This is a genomic window from Pseudomonas sp. P5_A12 (assembly GCF_056400685.1).
Genome location: NZ_JBFUKU010000479.1, coordinates 1 through 2,536, shown reverse-complemented (window position 1 = coordinate 2,536; position 2,536 = coordinate 1). Strand labels below are relative to the sequence as shown.

Here is a 2,536-nt window from a genome sequence, read left to right as displayed (position 1 = left end):
GTATTACCCATGTCGACAACACTGTGCGCTGGCGCTGGGAGGCGGGCGATGTGGTGATCTGGGATAACCGCGCCACGCAGCACATCGCGATCAACGACTACGGCGATGCCCAGCGCATCGTGCGCCGGACCACCATCGACGGTGATGTGCCGGTCGGGGTGGATGGTCGTTTGAGCCAAGCACTCAAGCCAAGTCCGGATACCCGCTCGCCGAAAACCGAAGCCGACAAAAAACATCTCGCCGCCTGACAAGCGCGCCTCATTGACACAAGGAAGGCTTCAACATGGAACTCAAAGGTATTCCCCTGTTTCTCAAATGCAGCCTCGCTGCAGCACTGGCTACGGTTCTTGCAATTCCCCTGGCCCAGGCCGATGTAGTGCGCATTGGTGTAGCGACAGCCGGCGGCGGTGACCCGGTGACGTTCAGTGGCTCGCCCCTGGCCATCGTGCGCAATCAGCAATTGCTGGAAAAGGCCTTCGCCGGGACCGGGACCGAAGTGCAGTGGTTCTTTTTCAAGGGCGCTGGCCCGGCGGTAAACGAAGCCTTGTCAAACCAGCAACTTGACTTCGCCTATCAGGGCGATCTGCCTGCAGTCGTCGGGCGCTCCAATGGACTGGACACCAAACTGCTGGCCGCACTGGGCGTACGTGCCAATCTTTACCTGGCAGTGCCCAAGGGATCTGACATCAAAAACATCGATGACCTGAAAGGCAAAAAGGTGGCGATCTTTCGCGGCACCAACGGCCATCTGGTGACGATCAATCTGTTGGCGGAGCATGGTCTTACCGACCGCGATATCAAGGTCATCAACCTCGATACCGGCAGCACTCAGGCGGCATTGGTTTCCAATGGGGTAGATGCCGCATTCGGCGGTCGCGAGTTGTTCAAGCTGCGCGATAAAGGCTTGATCGACATCGTTTACGACAATCCCACTCAGAACGTGAGATACACCCGGCAGACTGCACTGGTCGTTCGGGGTGCCTATGAAAAAGAACATCCGGACAACGTGCAAAAAGTTGTCGACACGCTGGTGGATGCGGCGAAATGGACATCGGAGGAGAGTAATCGTGACGCGGTCTTCACGGAATGGGCCAAGAGCAATGAACCGGCAGAATCACTGCGCGCCGACTTTACCGGGGTCAGTATCAGGGACAGGGCCTCGCCTCTGGTCGACAACTTCTTGTTRAGCCGCTATCAGGCCGTGGCCGATCAAGCCAAGGAAGAAAAACTCATCCGTCGTCCCGTCAGCATCGATGGCTGGTTCGAGACCAGCTATTTGCAAAAATCCCTCAAAACCAAAGGGCTCGAGAACTTCTGGACGCCCTACGGTCCGGATGGCAAACAGCCGGCGGGTAATGCAGTAGCGGCCGCGACCAGCAAGCAAGGGAGCTAGACCAATGGCCAGGGCACAGACCGTCAAACTAGAGCAGTACGCGGCGCCGGCATTGCCGAGCGATAACGTCAAACGTTTGCCACCGTCACCGGCCCGCCCAGTACGCAAGATTGAAGTGCCGCGTCAGTCAGCCTGGTCCGTCAGTCTGGTTGATAAGTCTTTGCCCTGGCTGTTGCCGCTGGTATTGCTTGGCTTATGGTACTTGGGGGTGGAGCGCGGCTGGCTTTCAGAGCAGGTGCTCCCTCCGCCAGTGTACGTCTACCAGACCTTGTCGGACCTGGTCACCAGCGGTGATCTGTGGCTGAACGCGTCCGCCAGCCTGCAGCGGGTGGTCGTCGGATTTACCTTGGGCGCCTTTACCGGCATCGCGCTGGGACTGGCCATGGGACTGTCCAGGACCCTGGAAGATTTTTTCTTACCCACCTTCAACGCACTGGTGCAAATACCGGTACTGGGCTGGTTACCGTTTGCCTTGTTGCTGTTCGGTATCGGCGAGACGCTCAAGTATGTGCTGATTGCCAAGGCGGCCCTGGTGCCGATCACGCTATGTACCTTGCAGGCTTTCCGCCAGGCGCCCAAAGGCTTGCTGGAAGTCGGTCGGGCCTACGGTTTCAGTCCTCGGCAAAGCGTCACTTCCATCGTCTTGCCCGCGGCTATCCCGACGCTGTTTACCGGTTTACGCCTGGGCTTCACCAAAGCCTGGTTGTCTCTGGTGGTGGTCGAGTTGGTGGCATCGAGCGAGGGCTTGGGTTACCTGATCGTCTATGGGCGTCAGCTGTTTCAACTGGACCTGGTGATGGCGGCCGTTGTGGTGGTGGGTGCGCTCGGTCTGCTGATAGACCGTGGTTTCGATTACGCGGAGAAACGCCTCAATCGTGGTCGGCCAACGGCCGGGGGGCACTTGTCATGAGCGCGGTCTTGTCAGTAGGTAGCGGTAGCCGCCGATATCGCGGTTGGGTTTTGCCCATTGCCGCCATTGCCGTGTGGTGGCTGGCTTCGAATCAGGGCTGGAGTCAATCGGGGTTGTTCGTTTCGCCAGAAAAAGTGGCGGCAACGGCTTGGGATCAAATGGCCTCGGGCAAATTCTGGCGGGCCATTTCTGCCAGCCTGGCGCGCAACCTCAGTGGCTTTTTTATCGGGACC

Annotated in this window: 3 protein-coding genes and 1 pseudogene; all 4 read left to right on the top strand. The window is 58.6% G+C overall.

Annotated elements, in window-relative coordinates; translation table 11 throughout:
• Positions 1–248, top strand: a 248-nt coding sequence (locus AC1DSG_RS30135; RefSeq protein ID WP_477794132.1) for a TauD/TfdA dioxygenase family protein, incomplete at its 5' end; no start/stop codon positions are given.
• A 35-nt stretch (positions 249–283) separates the two neighbouring features.
• A complete protein-coding gene (locus tag AC1DSG_RS30130) occupies positions 284–1,393 on the top strand; it encodes an ABC transporter substrate-binding protein (protein WP_477794131.1) in 1,110 nt (369 codons plus the stop codon).
• A gap of 4 nt (positions 1,394–1,397) precedes the next feature.
• Positions 1,398–2,303, top strand: a complete 906-nt coding sequence (locus AC1DSG_RS30125) for an ABC transporter permease (RefSeq protein ID WP_477794130.1) — start codon at positions 1,398–1,400, stop codon at positions 2,301–2,303.
• Positions 2,300–2,536, top strand: a pseudogene (locus tag AC1DSG_RS30120) (ABC transporter permease); the annotation flags it as partial. The gene AC1DSG_RS30125 and the pseudogene AC1DSG_RS30120, both read left to right, overlap by 4 nt.

Excerpts from the sequence above, each read along its gene's own strand:
- AC1DSG_RS30125 (WP_477794130.1), top strand. The coding sequence starts at position 1,398 with ATGGCCAGGGCACAGACCGTCAAACTAGAGCAGTACGCGGCGCCGGCA.